Below are 1,458 nucleotides of genomic sequence, written 5' to 3'. Positions count from 1 at the left end.
GTCGTACACCGAGCGTGCTCCGCCGCCGAGCCAGGCCAACTCACCCTCGTACACCCGGGTGTCGGCATTCGCGCTCGGCAGGGACAGCGTGAGCCGGTCCACGATGGCGTCGCCCTTCGTGACCCGCTTGCCGTCCAGGCTCTTCGCGGCGAGCGTCAGGGTGTGCTTGCCCTTGGTCAGCTTCACCTTGGTGTCGGTGTGGTCCCACACCACCCACTTGTAACCGAGCGGCATGGACAGCTCCTGCTCGGTGTCGGCGGAGCCGTCGACCCGGAGGAACACGTTGGTGGGGCCCTGCTCCTTCACCTTGTCGAAGGTGTTGAGGGAGTTGGCGAAGACGCTCAGGTCGTAGGTGCCGTCCTCGGGGGCGTCCACGGTGAAGTCGAGCGTGACGTCGGAGCCGGTGCGCAGGCCGCCGACGTCGTAGCCGCCGGAGGTGTAGAACTTCGACACGTCACTCGTCGAACCCTCCGGACCGTTCTTGGAGTAGCCGGACCCGGTGTGCGCCGCGTTCTCCGCCTCGTACGAACCCTGCCAGCGTGTCGGCGCGGTCTGCGTGCCCTTCGCCTCACCGGCCGGGCTCAGGACGATCTCGTACGCCGAGGACTCCTTCAGCGTCGGCAGTGTGCCGTCGCCGAAGTCGACGCTGACCGTGCCGTCGGCGCCGACCTTCAGGTTCGTCTCCGTGAGCAGCTTCGGTCCTGAGTTGTCGCCGATCTGGCCGCTCCAGTCGATCTCGCGGACCCAGGCGTGCACGCTCTTGCCGAAGACCTTCTTCGGGACGTCGGCGAAGGTGATGTGGCCCTTGCCGGTGGAGCCGCCGAAGATCAGCCTGGCCTGCTTCTTCTTCTCGTCGAGGGTGGCGACACCCTGCATGGTGTAGTTCTGACCGGGGAACGGCGGGTTCACCGAAACCGTGTGCCCGCTCATCGATGCGTACGAATTCAGCAGCCACCACTGGCCGTTGCCGCGGTTGGACTGCACCGCGGAGTCGGAGAGGTTGCCGTCGATGTTCCAGTACGCGATGTCGGCGTCCACCTTGGACTCCTCGATCGCGGACACCCACTGGATCATCTGGCCGGGGACGGAGGTGTGGTAGTTGAAGGCGTACTCGTTGATGTTGATGGGGAGTTGGGTGCCCTCGTGCGTGGTGCCCTGGAACAACTCCTTCTCCCACGCCCGGTACTTGGCGACGCTCTGCCGCACCGCCTCCCGGTGGCTCAGCTCGTGCCAGGTGATGACGTCCGGGAGGGTGTCGGCGGCCAGGGCATGGACGAGGAAGCCCTTCACCTGGTCGTACAGGACACTGGTGTTGGGGCCCGCGATGCGGGCGTCCGGCATCTTGCCCTTGATGAGCTTGTACGCGGAGTCCCAGGCGGCGAAGAAGTCGTCGGGATCGTTGAGCCAACTGACCTTGTTGTAGCTCCAGGTGCCCGTGCCGAACATGTTGCCCTCGGG

1 pseudogene is annotated in these 1,458 nt (G+C 65.8%); it reads right to left on the bottom strand.

Annotated elements, in window-relative coordinates:
* A pseudogene (locus tag TN53_RS40565) lies at positions 1 to 1,458 on the bottom strand (carbohydrate-binding protein); the annotation flags it as partial.

Source organism: Streptomyces sp. WM6386 (assembly GCF_000972385.1).
Lineage (GTDB): Bacteria > Actinomycetota > Actinomycetes > Streptomycetales > Streptomycetaceae > Streptomyces.
Note: the sequence above shows the minus strand (reverse complement) of the source record. Positions and strands in the feature narration are given on the sequence as shown.